Genomic DNA, 20,407 nt, shown 5'->3' on the forward strand with positions numbered 1-20,407 from the left:
ACAATTAAGCCGAGGAGATTTTAGTTCCGCTGATCGTCCCTTCGGTCCTCGGAGTTGTTCCAAGACAAGTCAAACTCAGAAGGGATGGAGCGGAAGCGAAACCCCAAAACACAAACGGCGGCACCCCGTTAAGGATACCGCCGTTCGTTAGTCAGACTGATCGTTCGTCCGGCGAATTCATAAATTCACCGACAAGCCATCATTATTTTACAGCAATCATCTTCTTGGTTGCAGTGAACTCACCAGCCTGTCCGGCTTCGCCATTGGCCAGACGGGCCGTTACTGTGTAAGTCAATACACCCGTAGCACCTTGGATCATCTCCTTGGTCAAGTTGATCGTATTGTAACCAGCAGCGTAATCGCCTTTGATGATCGTCAGTACCCGTCCGCTGGCGTCGTTGATCGTTACCGTAGCAGTTGCATCCTCAGGTAGGTTAAAGCCAATCAGGGTTGCCGCTGCAAAAGGGTTCGGCGTGTTCTGGTACAATTCAAACTCCGCAACAGCATTCCAACCACTGGTAAATTCAATCCCCAGATCGGTCAGCTCGCCCGAGCGGTAAGCCTCCGCAGCCGTGTAACGGCTACTGATGCTCAGCGCTTCGCGCAGGGGCTGGTCTTCACTTGCTCGCAGTACCAGACTGAACAGGACATCGTCGTAGGAGACGGATTGCAATCCGTCTCTATCGCCACCGTTGTGATTCCAGCTCATGGTGATGGTGCCTTCGTCTACGAAGCGCAGGCCGAAGTTTTCAGCTTGTGCCTGTCCGTATTCGATGTCCACCAATTCCACACCGCTCAATTGCAGCGTGCCTTGGTAGCCTTCGATCTGGTTCAGGTTCTCCGCCGTCACGGCTACGGTGTAGGTATTGCCCGCCTTCAGGTCAATGTCTTCCGCTTGGAGGAGGAAGATGCCCTTCAAGGTACGATCATCGCCGGCCAAAGCATTGGCTTGGGCGCTACCGTTCACATCACCGATCTTCACACCCACGAAGTCCGCATCCAGCACATCTCCCGGGAGGTTGTTCTCATTGATCAACTCAGGGAAGGTCTCGTACCAGGGGTTCGTACTTTCCGGGAACTCGTAGTTTGCATCCACAAAGCGCCAGCTCGTATTGTTGGGGAACGCCGTGATCACGTTAAGGATCAGCTTACGGATCTGGATCAAATCCAGCGTCGTAATCGTTCCACTACGGTTGGCATCCGCGGCAATGCGCTTGTAAGGCCCAACGAGTGGCTCCACGTTGAGGATGTGCTTGGAGATCTTCACGATATCGAAGGTGGTCACTCCGTTCAGCGGGTTGGCATTCAGGTACGGTGTTACTGAGTAGTCACCTCCCAGTGTCAGGTTGCTGAAGCTGTAGGTGCCGTTTGTATTCGTGGTCATCGTAGCGGTCATGCCGCCATTGATGCTCACTTCCACGCCTTCTACCGCTTCGTTACCTTCCGTCATGATGATACCTGCAATCGTGCCGGTTTCATCACCGCTACACGTAGCGTGCAGTTGTACCAGGACATAAGTCTCACAGTAGTCGTAGTTACCTTCTTCGTCGAAGGCGTACACGTAAACCACCGTGGTCTGCTCATCCGCATCCGTCAATACCAATCCGATATCATCGGGACTTGGTACAAAGTCTGGATCAGCTTCTACATCCGCTGCGCGGTAGATCGCGTACTTCGTCACCCGTGGCAGACCGCCGAACAGTTCTGGTCCCTGACCCGTACAGTCACTGATTGGGGAACCTTCAAAGTCAGCCGCCCAGATTGCCATCGCACAACCTTCACCCTCAGGTGTTGGCATCAGCGTTACCGTCAGGCCGTTGATACAGACCGGAGCAGGGCCTTTGCAGTCGATCACATCGAAGACGATGGTCTCGCTGGTCTGGTTGCCACAGCCATCCTCAAACAGGATGCGTACCGCGTGGTAGATGTTATCACCCATCGCCGAGGTAATGATCGGGAACGTTCCTGTGAACAGGTAAGTGCCGTCACCATTGCTGGTGATATTGCTCAGTACGTTGGCATCAGCTACAAACTCGTTCGACTTGATGTCACCGTCGCCGTTAGCGTCTACTGCGAAGGCATCCAGCTGGGCAGATACGATGTTGACCACCAGCACACCGTCCAGGTCAAACAGTTCACACTCGTCAGCTACGCTGAATGGAATGCTGACTGCTTCCTGACAATCACCGTCGTCATCACCAAACTGACCAGGCAACAGGTTAGGACAGTTGGCCGTTGGGCCGCCGTATTCACCAACAGTTACCACTGGGGCCGTGGTGTCGTACACCTTCACGTATTGCGTGTAGATGTAGCGACCGAAGTTGCGACGTCCAAACTGATCGGCTGGAATACAACCGATGTTGTTGCCGGGGATGTTGTCGTAAACGGTGTTCGGAATATCAGAGTCTCCATCGCGGTCGGTGTGGTCACGGTCGATCACTACGCTGTACTGAATGCCCGGCTGAGCATCGGCGATGTTATCACAGTTGTTGTCTACAGGGCCAAAGCCACTCACTACCCGTACTACTGGGCGTTCGTTGCCTTCCACGGCGCGGTCAATCGGCAGCGCCTCACCGTCATCTTCCGTCATACGAGGAAGTACGTAGCCAGTGTATTCGCCATCCCACACGCACCAGTTGATGACATCGTAGGTGATCGAGTACTTGTAGCATGCATCGCCGTTGGCAGTAAAGAAGACCGGATCGCCGATGTTCACACTCAGCACATCACAACCAGCGGTGGTGGTGATGATCGTCGGTACTTCCGGATCGCCACAGTCAGCGGCCACATCTTCGGGGAAGTCGATGGTAAAGTCGTGGACTTCCGTGATCGTGATCAGCTGGCTACAGCTGTTCGTCGAGCGGAACACTTCGTTGATGTCGATCGCACCGTTGCCATTGGCATCGCCCTCGGGGCGCAGCTGCCAGGCTTCGAAACGACGCGTGATGGTTCCCCAGCCACAGTCGTTCACCTGGATGTTAGGCGTGCGTTCTACGATGGTGTCCACCGCACAGTTGTCCGTACCCGTAGCACCGCCGAAGATCGAGCTCATCATGATCGAGGTCGCAGCGAAGTCTTCGTCGTAAGCCGTCTGGATGTCTCCAGGGAAGGCCAGCGGAAGGTCGTTGCAGCTCAGATTCACGTTCGCCGGAGCGTAGCAGTAAGGGTTCAGTTTATCTTCAGGTACGATGGTCATCCAGCAAATGTTCTGGTTGCCTGACTCGTCCGTTACCCGTAGTTCAATCGTAATTTCGTTGTTGATATCGCAGCAGTAGAAGTCGATGTACTCTCCCCATGGGCTCCAGCGGTTTTCGCTAGGATCACAGGTTTCGTTGCGCCAGTAGTTACGGCGGACTTCGAGCGTTACTTCCCCACAGTTGTCCGAAGAACCTTCGTCGACTGCGGTCGCAAAGATGCGCGCGATACCTTCGATACCGTTGAGCACATCACCACCACCGATGGAGACGTTGAGGTCGTCGTCACAGCTGGCTGTAGGTTCGATCTCGTCGCGGATGATCAGCGTGTATTCCTCGCAGGTCTCGTTGCCACAAGCATCTTCCGCACAAAGGATCAGCGTGTGGGTACCTACGGGTACACCTACCACATCGTTATCGGCGATGTTACCGCCAGCGAAGAAGCTCTCACCGTTGGCCAGGATGGTGTAGGTTGTCGTATGTACATCAGAACAGCCATTGCCATCGGTAATCGTTGGTGTTGGGATCAACACATTCGCTACACAGCTCAAGGGAGAGGTAGAGATCGTCAGCGTTGGGGCTACACCCGTCAGGATGGGGCCGGTGAAGTCACCGACTTTGATCAGCTGGTTGTAGATGAAGGCATTGCCTGGATCACACCAATCGATGATGTTCCACTCACGACGTACCTGGTACGTGCCGGTACATACGTTGATGCGGGGCTCATCCGAGTAGCTGGCGCCTACGTTGCAGTAGGTTTGTGCCAGGTCGAAGAAACCGGAAGCTGTCACCAAATAGGAGTAACCCGTGATGGTAGCTGCTGGGTTGTCATCAGGACCACCTACCGATCCATCGGTGGGGAAGTCTTCATCACACTCGATCACCGCCGTGAATGGTGGTACCGTAAGGTCCGTGATCGTTGGCTTGCGGATCGTGATCGTCTGGGTGCACTCATCCGTACGAGGCGTACCGATACACACGCCGTCGGCGCGATCAGCTACGCGGAATGTACGGGTGATGGTCACATCACCACAATCGCCAGCAGCACTGACCACATCGCTAACAATTACGCTCACCGGACCACAGTTGTCACTGATTTCGGGATAACCCGTCAGGTCGAGGATGTCGCGCAAGCTTGCCGACAGGGTACCCGGCAGGATGTTGCCATTGGCATCAACCGTATAGGTGCCCTGACCCTGGATTTGCACCAAGTTGATATCATCACAGATCAGGTCAATCTCCACCGCCAGCGGGCCGGGAGCACCGAATGTGCCATTCAGCTGACCACCGTGGTCGCTCAGGGCAGCAATCAGGTAATCACCCAGATCGCCTGCCTGGTTGTTGGCAATCAAGATCGTATACGTCTCATTCGGACGTAGTGGCAGCGTAATGCGATAGCTTGGATCAGGGAAGGCAAACAAGCCGATCCCGAAGAAGCCATTCGCAAAAGCGTAGGTATCTTCCGTTCCTCCAATGATGTTCTGACATGGATTATCTGCATTAAATCCTCCCTGGTACAGGGCGATGTGTGCATCAAATTCAGCAGCCACCAGGAAGGTGTAGACATCCTGTCCAGCAGGTAGATCCGGAGAGGTCGTAAAGGTGTGCAGCTCGTATTGCTGACCGTTGCCGGTAGGACCAAACACATCCTGGAAACAGCTGTAATCACCCAAATCGAGTGTCGCTTCACCACCATCAAGCGATCCATTGATCTCCTGAATGGTAAAGTCAACCGTTACCGCGTCAATATCCTCAGGACATTCAACGACAGGATCGGTCTTGTCTTCGGCGAAGATGCTGCCCCAGCAGGTGTAGACGATTTCACCGTCTTCCACAATCTGGATCATGTAGGTGTGTTCACCACAACCGGAGATCACATTGCTATCCGTTCCGTCGACCGTAATGATGAAGTCATCAACACAGCCGTAGAGGCCCGTTAGAATCATGTCTTCCGTGATGGTAGCGCTACAGTTAGCACCCAGCGTCACGTTCAAGTTCGCGATACAACCCAGCTCGATCGGAGGTTCTACAAAACCACCATCAACCGTTGGAATATCATCACCTGAGAACAGGTCGTAGAAATCCGTGGTAAACGTATTCTGATCCTGATCAGAATCCAGGGCATCGTCGCCAATATTAGGTCTTACAGCCAGTAAGATCGGTCCACACTCTTCGAGGGCCGTACTGGCATCAAAGATCACTTTGTAAGTACCAGGAGCCAGATTTTCGAACTTGTAGTAACCATTCTCATCAGTGGTTAATACCAGCATTACGGGCTGACCAATGTTATTGGTACCCATCAGGGTAACCGTAACGCCTTCGATCGGAACATCAGGAACAGCACCAGTGCTCACCTGGGTATCGTCATTGTTCTGGTAGCTTTCATCCAACCAAACGTAGTCACCCAGTTCTGCGGGGATGTAAGCGCCGAAGTCGAAGCTCAGGTCATCCTGCATATCAGGGAAACCATTATTGCCACCAGGGTTATCGCCCGTGCCGTTCTCCCCTTCAGGTAAGCCCATCACATCTTCGATAGTGAATTCTACACCGGCATGGTCATCACTGTCGATTTCATCATCGCCAGGGATATCCGACCAAGTAGGCACAAAATCGCCAGGAAGTTCTGGAATACCGAGTGTATACGTTCCGTCGATCAAACCACAGAAGCTATATACACCGTCAACGCCATTTACATTTTGCGTCGTAGTTGTATAGCTTTGGTCATCAGCGGTACCAGCAATGCCATCAACACCGTACCAGATCAACTCTACTGTTACGTCGTTGATACCCAGCTCTGCAGCTTCGTCTTGTACACCATTACCGTTGTAGTCTTCCCAGACCAGGTTACCTACCTTGCTGAGCTTGATTTTGTAGTCTTCGATCTCACCGAAAGGTACAGCTCCCATTTGGTTATCTGGTGCAAGGCCACCATCAGGACTCAAACGAGCACGGATAAACAGTGCTCCTTCGCTGTAGGCAACAACGGCTGGTACTGGGAAGCAGTATTCTACCGCATCAACTCCGCCTACAGGGACAGTGGCATCATTGAAGACCAGTTCTTCACCAGCACCAAACATGCCGTCGCCGTTCCAATCTATCCATACTTGCAGTACCGCATCTTCATCCGTCATGTTCATCGCGGTAACCGTGATGCAGGACTCGTTGCCTGGAATCATCGGGTGGCTGAAGACGATACCATCTTCATCACCTTCTCCTACACAATCCCCGAAGGTAAACAAGCCAGGATCGGCATCATCACCACCTTCCATCATACCCGCCATGGGTTCAGGGAAACCGTCTAGTTCTGTATCTACACAAGAACCTAGTTTTAGGCTTTCGGAGATAATATGGCGCGGCGCTTCGTCGCCCGTTGTCCCATAAGTGTCAGGTAAATCACCGTAGTCGAAACCGATAATTTGAATCATGTAATCTTCTACCTCACCACTGTTGGCAACACCGGTGGAAGACATTACTTCGTCCATATCATTGGCCAAGCGAATACGCAGACCTACATCCTGGCCAACTACCGCATCTGCAGGAATTGGGCCAACATTTACGGTCACTTCCGTATCACCATCAGCTACCGTAGCCGTAAATTTCTCCGTGTTTGGATCAAGGAAACCATCCTTGTTGAAATCTACATAAACAGCTATCGTAGCATCTTCTCCTGTCATGTTCATGACTGGAATCTCCAAATCGGTAGTCAACGTAAGGATGAACAATGGAATATTGTCTAAATCCAAACCATCTTCATCGTCCACTTCATTATTATCATCACCTCCGGTGATACCAGCATCAGCACTTGGTTGACCGTCGGCTTCATCTTCTACTGCAGCACCGATTTTCAAAGTCACCATATCCTCTTCATTCGTGAGGATTTTGTGCGCAGGGCCGCCATCAGCAGCAGCTGTTTGGTAATCAGCAGGCGTGAGCGGTGCATCGGTATCCCCATTGGTGCCCGTAACGACGTCATTCAAGTCACCATAGTCGAAGCCCATCACTACGATCTCGTAGTCTTCTATCTCACCGTCAGGCGCAACTCCTTCTGGGTTCATGCTTGCGGCCATGTCCGTACTCAGACGGATACGTAGACCCAAGTCGTCGTTCAAGGTCGCAGTAAGCGGTGGAACGATACCGTTGATTGCAGCCTCCGTATCACCGTCGGCTACCGTCGTAGCGTACATCTCGTCTGCACCAAACACACCGTCGTTGTTCCAGTCGATGAACACCGTCAACTTAGCGTCCATGCCCATCATGTTCATCACGTCAAACGTCAAGTCGATCGGTTGACCTGTTACGAACATGTAATCACCAGGTGTGAAACCATCTTCATCCGCCCCGTCACCATCAGCATCAGCACTTGGCTGACCGTCAGCTTCATCATCGGCAGAAGCACCCAGTTTCAACAACACCATATCCTCTTCATTCGTAATGATCTTGTGGCTTGGACCGCCGTTCGCAGACGCCGTCTCGTAGTCTTGCTCGCCTTCGCCGTCGCCAGCATCCGCCAAGTCACCATAGTCGAAGCCCATCACTACGATCTCGTAATCTTCTACCTCACCGTCAGGCGCAACACCTTCTGGGTTCATGCTTGCGGCCATGTCCGTACTCAGACGGATACGTAGACCCAAGTCGTCGTTCAAGGTCGCGGTAAGCGGTGGAACGATGCCGTTGATTGTAGCCTCCGTATCACCGTCGGCTACCGTCGTAGCGTACATCTCGTCTGCACCAAACACACCGTCGTTGTTCCAGTCGATGAACACCGTCAACTTCGCGTCCATGCCCATCATGTTCATCACGTCAAACGTCAAGTCGATCGGTTGACCTGTTACGAACATGTAATCACCAGGTGTGAAACCATCTTCATCCGCCCCGTCACCATCTGCATCAGCACTTGACTGACCGTCAGCTTCATCATCCGCAGAAGCACCCAGTTTCAACAACACCATATCCTCTTCATTCGTAATGATCTTGTGGCTTGGACCTCCGTTCGCAGACGCCGTCTCGTAGTCTTGTTCGCCTTCACCGTCGCCAGCATCCGCCAAGTCACCATAGTCGAAGCCCATCACTACGACCTCGTAATCTTCTACCTCACCGTCAGGCGCAACACCTTCCGGGTTCATGCTTGCGGCCATGTCCGTACTCAGACGGATACGCAGACCCAAGTCGTCGTTCAACGTCGCAGTAAGCGGTGGAACGATGCCGTTGATTGTAGCCTCCGTATCACCGTCGGCTACCGTCGTAGCGTACATCTCGTCTGCACCAAACACACCGTCGTTGTTCCAGTCGATGAACACCGTCAACTTCGCGTCCATGCCCATCATGTTCATCACGTCAAACGTCAAGTCGATCGGTTGACCTGTTACGAACATGTAATCACCAGGTGTGAAACCATCTTCATCTGCCCCGTCGCCATCGGCATCAACACTTGGCTGACCGTCAGCTTCATCATCCGCAGAAGCACCCAGTTTCAACAACACCATATCCTCTTCATTCGTGATGATCTTGTGGCTTGGACCGCCGTTCGCAGACGCCGTCTCGTAGTCTTGCTCGCCTTCGCCGTCGCCAGCATCCGCCAAGTCACCATAGTCGAAGCCCATCACTACGATCTCGTAATCTTCTACCTCGCCGTCAGGCGCAACACCTTCTGGGTTCATGCTTGCGGCCATGTCCGTACTCAGACGGATACGTAGACCCAAGTCGTCGTTCAAGGTTGCGGTAAGCGGTGGAACGATGCCGTTGATTGCAGCTTCCGTATCACCGTCGGCTACCGTCGTAGCGTACATCTCGTCAGCACCAAACACACCGTCGTTGTTCCAGTCGATGAACACCGTCAACTTCGCGTCCATGCCCATCATGTTCATCACGTCAAACGTCAAGTCGATCGGTTGACCCGTTACGAACATGTAATCACCAGGTGTGAAACCATCTTCATCTGCCCCGTCACCATCAGCATCAGCACTTGGCTGACCGTCAGCTTCATCATCGGCAGAAGCACCCAGTTTCAACAACACCATATCCTCTTCATTCGTGATGATCTTGTGGCTTGGACCGCCGTTCGCAGACGCCGTCTCGTAGTCTTGCTCGCCTTCGCCGTCGCCAGCATCCGCCAAGTCACCATAGTCGAAGCCCATCACTACGATCTCGTAATCTTCTACCTCACCGTCAGGCGCAACTCCTTCTGGGTTCATGCTTGCGGCCATGTCCGTACTCAGACGGATACGTAGACCCAAGTCGTCGTTCAAGGTCGCAGTAAGCGGTGGAACGATGCCGTTGATTGTAGCCTCCGTATCACCGTCGGCTACCGTCGTAGCGTACATCTCGTCTGCACCAAACACACCGTCGTTGTTCCAGTCGATGAACACCGTCAACTTAGCGTCCATGCCCATCATGTTCATCACGTCAAACGTCAAGTCGATCGGTTGACCCGTTACGAACATGTAATCACCAGGTGTGAAACCATCTTCATCTGCCCCGTCGCCATCGGCATCAGCACTTGGCTGACCGTCAGCTTCATCATCGGCAGAAGCACCCAGTTTCAACAACACCATATCCTCTTCATTCGTGATGATCTTGTGGCTTGGACCTCCGTTCGCAGACGCCGTCTCGTAGTCTTGCTCGCCTTCACCGTCGCCAGCATCCGCCAAGTCACCATAGTCGAAGCCCATCACCATGATCTCGTAATCTTCTACTTCACCATCGGGCGCAGGACCTTCGGGGCTCATCACCATATCCGTCGTCAAACGAATACGGAAACCGATGTCGTCGTTCAGGGTCGCATCCAGTGGGGGGACGATGCCCATGATCGTCGCTTCGGTGTCGCCATTGGCCACTACCACGAAGTACATCTCACCCGGATCGTTGAAATCACCGTTGTTGTTCCAATCGATGTATACCGTCAACTTCGCGTCTACTCCCGTCATGTTCATTACGGGGAACGTCAGGTCGATCGGTTGACCCGTGACAAACATCTGTGCGTTGGGGTCGAAGCTATCGTCGTCGGCGCCGTCGCCGTCGGCGTCATCACTCGGTTGGCCATCAGCATCCGCATCGGCGCCGCCGCCCAATTTCAACAGCACCATATCGTTCTCATCCGTGATGATCTTGTGGCTTGGACCACCATTGGCTTCGTTCGTCTCGTAGTTGTTCTCACCAGTACCGTCGCCAGTATCCGCCAAGTCACCATAATCGAAGCCCATCACCATGATCTCGTAATCTTCTACCTCACCATCGGGCGCAGGACCTTCAGGGCTCATCACCATATCCGTCGTCAAACGAATACGGAAGCCGATGTCGTCGTTCAAGGTCGCATCCAGTGGGGGGACGATGCCCATGATCGTTGCTTCCGTGTCGCCATTGGCAACCACTACGAAGTACATCTCGCCCGGATCATTGAAATCGCCGTTGTTGTTCCAGTCGATGTATACCGTCAACTTCGCGTCCATGCCCGTCATGTTCATTACCGGGAACGTCAGGTCTACTGACTCGCCAGCAACAAACATCTGTGCATTGGGGTCGAAGCTGTCTTCGTCGGCGCCATCGCCATCGGCATCATCACTGGGCTGGCCGTCGGCATCATCGTCCGCAGCAGCACCCAGTTTCAACAGCACCATATCGTTCTCATCCGTGATGATCTTGTGGCTTGGGCCGCCGTTGGCTCCGTTCGTCTCGTAGTTGTTCTCGCCGGTACCGTCACCAGTATCCGCCAAGTCACCATAGTCGAAGCCCATCACCATGATCTCGTAATCTTCTACCTCACCATCGGGCGCAGGACCTTCGGGGCTCATCACCATATCCGTTGTCAAACGAATACGGAAGCCGATGTCGTCGTTCAAGGTTGCATCCAGTGGGGGGACGATGCCCATGATCGTCGCTTCGGTGTCGCCATTGGCCACTACTACGAAGTACATCTCGCCCGGATCGTTGAAATCACCGTTGTTGTTCCAGTCGATGTATACTGTCAACTTCGCGTCTACTCCCGTCATGTTCATCACCGGGAAGGTTAAGTCGATCGGTTGACCCGTGACAAACATCTGTGCGTTGGGGTCGAAGCTATCGTCGTCGGCGCCGTCGCCATCAGCGTCATCACTCGGTTGACCATCAGCATCCGCATCGGCGGCGCCGCCCAATTTCAACAGCACCATATCGTTCTCATCCGTGATGATCTTGTGGCTTGGACCACCATTGGCTTCGTTCGTCTCGTAGTTGTTCTCACCAGTACCGTCGCCAGTATCTGCCAAGTCACCATAGTCGAAGCCCATCACCATGATCTCGTAATCTTCTACCTCACCATCGGGCGCAGGACCTTCAGGGCTCATCACCATATCCGTCGTCAAACGAATACGGAAACCGATGTCGTCGTTCAAGGTCGCATCCAGTGGGGGGACGATGCCCATGATCGTTGCTTCCGTGTCGCCATTGGCAACCACTACGAAGTACATCTCGCCCGGATCATTGAAATCGCCGTTGTTGTTCCAGTCGATGTATACTGTCAACTTCGCGTCCATACCTGTCATGTTCATTACCGGGAACGTCAGGTCTACTGACTCGCCAGCAACAAACATCTGTGCATTGGGGTCGAAGCTGTCTTCGTCGGCACCGTCACCGTCGGCATCATCACTGGGCTGGCCATCGGCATCATCGTCCGCAGCAGCACCCAGTTTCAGCAGCACCATATCGTTCTCATCCGTGATGATCTTGTGGCTCGGACCGCCGTTGGCTCCGTTCGTCTCGTAGTTGTTCTCGCCAGTACCGTCGCCAGTATCCGCCAAGTCACCATAATCGAAGCCCATCACCATGATCTCGTAATCTTCTACTTCTCCATCGGGCGCAGGACCTTCAGGGCTCATCACCACATCCGTCGTCAAACGAATACGGAAACCGATGTCGTCGTTCAGGGTCGCATCCAGTGGGGGGACGATGCCCATGATCGTCGCTTCGGTGTCGCCGTTGGCCACTACTACGAAGTACATCTCACCCGGATCGTTGAAATCACCGTTGTTGTTCCAATCGATGTATACCGTCAACTTCGCGTCTACTCCCGTCATGTTCATTACGGGGAACGTCAGGTCGATCGGTTGACCCGTGACAAACATCTGTGCGTTGGGGTCGAAGCTATCGTCGTCGGCACCGTCGCCGTCGGCGTCATCACTCGGTTGGCCATCAGCATCCGCATCGGCGGCGCCGCCCAATTTCAACAGCACCATATCGTTCTCATCCGTGATGATCTTGTGGCTTGGACCACCGTTGGCTTCGTTCGTCTCGTAGTTGTTCTCGCCAGTACCGTCGCCAGTATCCGCCAAGTCACCATAGTCGAAGCCCATCACCATGATCTCGTAATCTTCTACCTCACCATCGGGCGCAGGACCTTCAGGACTCATCACCATATCCGTTGTCAAACGAATACGGAAGCCGATGTCGTCGTTCAAAGTCGCATCCAGTGGGGGGACGATGCCCATGATCGTCGCTTCCGTGTCGCCATTGGCCACTACTACGAAGTACATCTCACCGGGATCGTTGAAATCGCCGTTGTTGTTCCAGTCGATGTATACCGTCAACTTCGCGTCCATGCCCGTCATGTTCATTACCGGGAACGTCAGGTCTACTGACTCGCCAGCAACAAACATCTGTGCATTGGGGTCGAAGCTGTCTTCGTCGGCACCGTCACCGTCGGCATCATCACTGGGCTGGCCATCGGCATCATCGTCCGCAGCAGCACCCAGTTTCAACAGCACCATATCGTTCTCATCCGTGATGATTTTGTGGCTTGGGCCGCCGTTGGCTCCGTTCGTCTCGTAGTTGTTCTCGCCAGTACCGTCGCCAGTATCCGCCAAGTCACCATAATCGAAGCCCATCACCATGATCTCGTAATCTTCTACCTCACCATCGGGCGCAGGACCTTCAGGGCTCATCACCATATCCGTTGTCAAACGAATACGGAAGCCGATGTCATCGTTCAGGGTCGCATCCAGTGGGGGGACGATGCCCATGATCGTCGCTTCGGTGTCGCCATTGGCCACTACTACGAAGTACATCTCACCGGGATCGTTGAAATCACCGTTGTTGTTCCAGTCGATGTATACCGTCAACTTCGCGTCCATACCCGTCATGTTCATTACCGGGAACGTCAGGTCGATCGGTTGACCCGTTACAAACATCTGTGCGTTGGGGTCGAAGCTATCGTCGTCGGCGCCGTCGCCATCAGCGTCATCACTCGGTTGGCCATCAGCATCCGCATCGGCGGCGCCGCCCAATTTTAACAGCACCATATCGTTCTCATCCGTGATGATCTTGTGGCTTGGACCACCATTGGCTTCGTTCGTCTCGTAGTTGTTCTCGCCAGTACCGTCGCCAGTATCCGCCAAGTCACCATAATCGAAGCCCATCACCATGATCTCGTAATCTTCTACCTCACCATCGGGCGCAGGGCCTTCAGGACTCATCACCATATCCGTTGTCAAACGAATACGGAAGCCGATGTCGTCGTTCAAAGTCGCATCCAGTGGGGGGACGATGCCCATGATCGTCGCTTCCGTGTCGCCATTGGCCACTACTACGAAGTACATCTCACCGGGATCGTTGAAATCGCCGTTGTTGTTCCAGTCGATGTATACCGTCAACTTCGCGTCCATGCCCGTCATGTTCATTACCGGGAACGTCAGGTCTACTGACTCGCCAGCAACAAACATCTGTGCATTGGGGTCGAAGCTGTCTTCGTCGGCACCGTCACCGTCGGCATCATCACTAGGTTGGCCGTCGGCATCATCGTCCGCAGCAGCACCCAGTTTCAACAGCACCATATCGTTCTCATCCGTGATGATCTTGTGGCTCGGGCCGCCGTTGGCTCCGTTCGTCTCGTAGTTGTTCTCGCCGGTACCGTCACCAGTATCCGCCAAGTCACCATAATCGAAGCCCATCACCATGATCTCGTAATCTTCTACCTCACCATCGGGCGCAGGACCTTCGGGACTCATCACCACATCCGTCGTCAAACGAATACGGAAGCCGATGTCGTCGTTCAAGGTTGCATCCAGTGGGGGGACGATGCCCATGATCGTCGCTTCGGTGTCGCCGTTGGCCACTACCACGAAGTACATCTCACCCGGATCGTTGAAATCGCCGTTGTTGTTCCAGTCGATGTATACCGTCAACTTCGCGTCTACTCCCGTCATGTTCATTACGGGGAACGTCAGGTCGATCGGTTGACCCGTTACAAACATCTGTGCGTTGGGGTCGAAGCTATCGTCGTCGGCGCCGTCGCCATCAGCGTCATCACTCGGTTGGCCATCAGCATCCGCATCGGCGGCGCCGCCCAATTTCAACAGCACCATATCGTTCTCATCCGTGATGATCTTGTGGCTTGGACCACCGTTGGCTTCGTTCGTCTCGTAGTTGTTCTCACCGGTACCGTCGCCAGTATCCGCCAAGTCACCATAATCGAAGCCCATCACCATGATCTCGTAATCTTCTACCTCACCATCGGGCGCAGGACCTTCAGGACTCATCACCATATCCGTCGTCAAACGAATACGGAAGCCGATGTCGTCGTTCAAGGTTGCATCCAGTGGGGGGACGATGCCCATGATCGTCGCTTCCGTGTCGCCATTGGCCACTACTACGAAGTACATCTCGCCCGGATCGTTGAAATCGCCGTTGTTGTTCCAGTCGATGTATACCGTCAACTTCGCGTCCATGCCCGTCATGTTCATTACCGGGAACGTCAGGTCTACTGACTCGCCAGCAACAAACATCTGTGCATTGGGGTCGAAGCTGTCTTCGTCGGCACCGTCACCGTCGGCATCATCACTAGGTTGGCCGTCGGCATCATCGTCCGCAGCAGCACCCAGTTTCAACAGCACCATATCGTTCTCATCCGTGATGATTTTGTGGCTCGGGCCGCCGTTGGCTCCGTTCGTCTCGTAGTTGTTCTCGCCGGTACCGTCACCAGTATCCGCCAAGTCGCCATAATCGAAGCCCATCACCATGATCTCGTAATCTTCTACCTCACCATCGGGCGCAGGACCTTCAGGGCTCATCACCACATCCGTCGTCAAACGAATACGGAAGCCGATGTCGTCGTTCAGGGTCGCATCCAGTGGGGGGACGATGCCCATGATCGTCGCTTCGGTGTCGCCGTTGGCCACTACTACGAAGTACATCTCACCCGGATCGTTGAAATCACCGTTGTTGTTCCAATCGATGTAGACCGTCAGCTTCGCGTCCATACCCGTCATGTTCATTACCGGGAACGTCAAGTCGATCGGTTGACCCGTGACAAACATCTGTGCGTTGGGATCGAAGCTGTCTTCGTCGGCGCCGTCGCCGTCGGCGTCTGCGCTGGGTTGGCCATCTAGTTCATCATCAACCGTTGCACCTAACTTCAAGATAAGGTTGCCCATTCCATCGGTAACAATTTTATGGCTAGGACCGCCATTGGCTTCGTTGGTCTCGTAATTGTTTTCACCAACACCGTCACCAACGTCCGCTAAATCACCATAATCAAAGGCCATTACCTGAATGAGGTAATCTTCTACTTCCCCATCAGGGGCACCACCACCAGGACTCATAACAGCGGCCATGTCCGTACTCAAACGGAAACGCACGGCTAGATTGGTATTGATAACCGCTCCTGCAGGAGGTGTAACACCTAGCAACACTCCGTTCACATCACCAGGCAAAATGTCATCACTGTACATTTCATTGGTTCCTGTGAAATCGCCATTGTTGTCCCAATCGATAAACATGGTCAATTTGGCGGTATTGCCAGTCATGTTCATTACAGGAATGGTGAGGTCTTGAGCCAGATAGCGGATAAACATTACAGCTCCTGGGTTGAAGCCATCTTCATCGGCACCATCACCATCGGCCATTGCTGTTGGCTGACCGTCGCCTTCAGTATCTACTGCAGCACCAATTTTCAACTGCACGATCGTAGGTACACAGTGTGTAGCAGCACCATTAGCGTTGGTCGTAGAATAAGGAGGATCTGGAAGATCTCCATAATCCAAACCAAATACTACGACATCATCACTTGCACTATCAACACAGCCATTACCATCGGTATAGGTATAAGTAATGGTATGTGTACCAACGCCCGCAGCAGCAGGATCGAAGCTATAAGTCATACCATTGCCGTCATCTGTAACACCAGCACCACTGTAGACACCGCCAGCTCCGGATGGAGTACCTCCACTGAGACCAGCTTGAACGCCAGCATCTACACAAATATCGGCAGGAGCAGTAAAGTTAACCACTGGTAGAGGAAAGACTTCCACAGCATCCATCGCAGGGGTATTGCTACAACCGTTGGCGTCGGTATAGGAATAAGTAATGGTATGCGTACCAACGCCCGCAGCAGCAGGATCGAAACTGTAGGTCAGGCCGTTGCCATCATCCGTAACACCTGCACCGCTGTAGACCCCTCCAGTGGGGAGGCCGCCACCAAGGCCGGCTTGGACACCCGCATCCACACAAAGGTCCGTAGGTGCTGTGAAGGTGATCGTTGGGATAGCAAACACTTCTTTATTGTCACTCGCACTATTGGTACAGCCATTCCCATCCGTAAAGGTATAGGTGATCGTATGCACGCCGACGCCCGCAGCAGCAGGATCGAAACTATACGTCATGCCATTGCCGTCATCGGTAACACCTGGACCACTGTAGACACCCCCTAGAGGAGAGCCACCACTTAGGCCAGCCGAGATACCGTCATTCAGACAGCAATCGGGGGGAGCGGTAAAGGTCACTACCGGAAGCGCAAAGACTTCTACATCGTCCGTGGCACTGTCTATACAACCATTACCATCGGTATAGGTGTAAGTAATGGTATGTGTGCCAACGCCCGCTACAGCAGGATCAAAACTATAGGTCATACCATTGCCATCATCCGTGACGCCGGGACCACTATAGACACCACCAGCTCCCGCTGGAGTACCACTACCAAGGCCAGCTTGGACACCCGCATCAATACACAGATCGGCAGGTGCGGTGAAGCCTGCTACTGGTAGCGGGAAGACCTCTACATTATCCGTGGCTGGCGTATTCGTACAGCCATTTGCATCCGTATAGGTATAGGTAATGGTGTGTGTTCCCACACCAGCAGCTGCTGGATTGAAACTGTAGGTCAGACCGTTGCCATTATCCGTAACGCCAGCACCACTATAGACTCCTCCCGTAGGAGAGCCGCCACCAAGGCCGGCTTGTACACCCGCATCTACACAAAGGTCGGTAGGTGCGGTGAAGGTAATGGTTGGGATAGCAAAAACTTCTTTATTATCACTCGCACTATTGGTACAGCCATTCCCATCCGTAAAGGTATAGGTTAGTGTGTGTACTCCAACACCCGCAGCAGCAGGGTTAAAGCTATAGGTCATACCATTGCCATCATCCGTGACGCCGGGACCACTATAGACACCACCAGAAGGAGAGCCACCACCAAGACCTACCGACACACCGTCATTCAGACAGCAATCAGGTGGAGCTGTAAAAGTCACCACTGGAAGCGCAAAGACGACTAGATTGTCGGAAGCACTATCGATACAACCATTACCATCGGTATAGGTATAAGTAATGGTATGTGTGCCAACGCCCGCTACAGCAGGATTAAAGCTGTACGTCAGTCCGTTACCGTTATCTGTGACACCTGGTCCACTATAAACCCCACCAGCGCCCGCTGGGGTTCCGCCGCCAAGGCCGGCTTGTACACCCGCATCAATACATAAATCAGGTGGTGCCGTAAAGGCTACTACCGGTAGCGGGAAAACTTCAATGTTATCGCTGGCACTACTGGTACAGCCATTGCCATTTGTATAAGTGTAGGTAATGGTATGTGTACCTACTCCAGCTACAGCCGGGTTAAAACTATAGGTCAGGCCGTTGCCGTTATCGGTAACACCAGCACCACTATATACACCGCCGGCTCCTGCGGGAGAGCCTCCACCGAGACCTGCTTGGACACCGGCATCGACACACAAATCAGGCGGTGCTGAAAATGTGACATTGGGTAGCGGGTTGACGGTGATTTGTACACAGTTACTCTCAGCCTCACAATTTCCATCTCCGCAGCCTGCATCAGCAACTACTCTTACGCGGTAATACCTATTCTGCGTAAGTGCTCCGGGTGAGTAAGTAGCGTTTATGGCACCAGGAATATCTGTAAAGCCAGTACTACAATTTGTAGAACTTACTTGCCATTGATACATCACTGTACTGCCATTAGCACTATTTGCACCTGATGCAACTAAAGTGGCAGGGGTATCTCCTGTACAAATTGATTGACTAGCTGATACTGTAGGAGCCGTTATGCTATTGTATTCTACATTAACCGTAAGGGTGAAAGCACCACACTGGTCATTGTTTCCATTAAGCACAAAAGTACCACAAGCACTAGGTGCGCTGATGGTAAAAGTACTTGCACAGGCATCGAAGGTTAATCCTACGTTGCCAGCATTTGCTGACCACAATCCTCCACAAATGGTACCATCACAACCTGTGAGGTTTTGGAGGAATACTTTTTCGCCTAGTGAATATTCCGTATTACAAAGCGAAAGATCAATCGTTTGGACTAGCGGGGAAGGACAGCATTCCCGAACGATATTGATTGCTTTCGAATAAGTTCCCGGTACGTGAGGTACGCTTAAAGGTGCTTGATACGTCATTGGTCCGGTAGCACCACCAGCATCAATTACAGCAACACAATCATCACCAAGGGTACCAATGTATATTTTATTGGCCGACTGGTAATAAGTAAGCCCCCAAGCACCACCAAAGCCTGACATGTTCAGACCTGGATCCACTAAGGTGGCAAGAACAGTTCCTGTAGAACTTACTTTATAAAGGGTGGTGCGGTTATTATTCGAACCGTCATTGGTAACAAAGAAAACGTTACCGTATTCGTCAGAATCAACGCCCAAGGTAAAATTATTCGCATTCGTATTCGGAATTGTCACCACTGTCGTCACGGATGACAAATCAGGGGGAAGGCGATATACCCTGTGGTTATATGTATAACCGGCGATTGCTCCTCCCCAAGAAGATGTTACATAAATATTCCCATCTGCTCCTTTAGACATCCCCCAGTTCACAGCTGTTCCTGGGTTAAGCTGTCGTTGGTAAACAATTGCTTTGGTACATACATCATAAGCGGTTACAAAAAAGTCTAAGCCCCCTCCGGAAGGTTGCCCAATGGTATAAAGTGTGTTCCCTATCGAAACTAAATTATAGGTTCTACCCCAGGGAGCGATAAAGTTGTTATCCAGCACCGTACCATCACAATTGACCTTATTAAGTCGGTTGGGAGTCGCACCTTCAGCTAATTGAGCGATGTATAAATTACCATTGATATCTGCAGTTACACCATGTGCATTGGTAATTGCACCAGGCGGTAGCCAGTTGGGTGCATCAATTTCTCCTACCACTCCGCCGCCAACTGGATCAAGCTGAAACTTGTGGGTAATATCCAAAGTTGGGTCATTGACATAGAGGTAATCTGTACATGAACAGGTTTGTGCTTGAACCAAATTAGGCAGCAAACTTCCCGCCATAAACAGCAATAACAATACTGGTATTCGCCAAGTATTGTTATAAGAAACAGGTCTTTTTTGTTGGTCAGCTTGGGTGGATAGACCACTGCTGACGCCCAGAGGGTAGAAAAAATTCATGTGATTATTAGATTTGTTTTTCTCAATAATGCTCGTCGTCAAAAAGAGCGGGGCTACATCGCCTCACTGTAATCGAAATAAACTTTAATCTTTAGGATGGACTTTTGAAGTGACTGGACTTCTTAAAACTAGATTGTAAAAAACGATAGGTCAAAAGTAGGAGAAGCCACTGCTACTCAATAGAAAAGCAACTAGGTTTTGTCCTCCCCTTTTTTTACGCAAAAAACACAAAAAACCAACAAAAACTACTGACTATCAATTATTTATACCAGCCACAAAAACTACAAATCAAGGACTAACGGTATCAACAGTGATAATGCGGTAACATAAGTCTTGTGGAATGGTGGTCATTTTTTTCATTTCATGTGATATTGTTGCTAACTATTCTCTTGATACACTAAAAAAGCACCCTGTAGAGGATATGCTAGAAAGCATACCTTGAAGAATAGAAGCAGTTGTAATTTTTTTCATCATGCTTGGCAACACTAAACCCAGTGTGCCAATTTGTTGATACAAATCTACATGAACAGGGAGTGAACAGCGTGGACAGTAGCT

The 20,407-nt window shown here is 52.2% G+C and carries 1 protein-coding gene; it reads right to left on the reverse strand.

Features of this window, described 5'->3' with window-relative positions; translation table 11 throughout:
• Window positions 1–202 precede the first annotated feature (202 nt).
• Window positions 203–19,852 carry a GEVED domain-containing protein gene (locus AB0L18_RS02900; protein ID WP_367391082.1) on the reverse strand — a complete coding sequence of 6,550 codons (19,650 nt, stop codon included), beginning with the start codon at window positions 19,850–19,852 and terminating at the stop codon, window positions 203–205.
• Window positions 19,853–20,407 lie beyond the last annotated feature (555 nt).

Source organism: Lewinella sp. LCG006, assembly GCF_040784935.1.
Taxonomy (GTDB): domain Bacteria; phylum Bacteroidota; class Bacteroidia; order Chitinophagales; family Saprospiraceae; genus Lewinella.

What these genes read in the sequence shown, in the direction of transcription:
- AB0L18_RS02900 (WP_367391082.1), bottom strand. Translation starts at nt 19,852, where the DNA reads ATGAATTTTTTCTACCCTCTGGGCGTCAGCAGTGGTCTATCCACCCAA.